1 protein-coding gene is annotated in these 249 nt (G+C 47.0%); it reads right to left on the bottom strand.

The window, feature by feature from the left end; translation table 11 throughout:
- The coding region (locus HBA93_RS22490; protein WP_221724715.1) for an NADPH-dependent FMN reductase at nt 1-197 on the bottom strand (197 nt) is incomplete at its 3' end.
- Nucleotides 198-249 lie beyond the last annotated feature (52 nt).

Raw genomic sequence — 249 nt, 5'->3', positions numbered from 1 at the left:
GCAAGCTTATAGGCATTTTCCGGAATACCTTCTTCCGCTTCCAGATCCTGATCCATGATCGGCAACGGATAATCTTTCAGTGAAATCTGCGTGACTTCAGCTCCTTGCCGCGTCAGTTCCTGCACAGCTGCTGCGGCGAGCTGACCGCTATAGGCATTTTTACGGTTTGATCCGGCAAAAACGAGAACTGAGGCCATGGTTTATCCTTTACAGTCAGCTATTACTTTCATCACTATTTAATGCCTTTCA

Origin of the sequence: Ochrobactrum sp. SFR4 (assembly GCF_019730395.1) — a bacterium.
Lineage (GTDB): Bacteria > Pseudomonadota > Alphaproteobacteria > Rhizobiales > Rhizobiaceae > Pseudochrobactrum.
The sequence above is the reverse complement of the archived record's forward strand: the minus strand, read 5'-3'. Positions and strand labels throughout refer to the sequence as shown.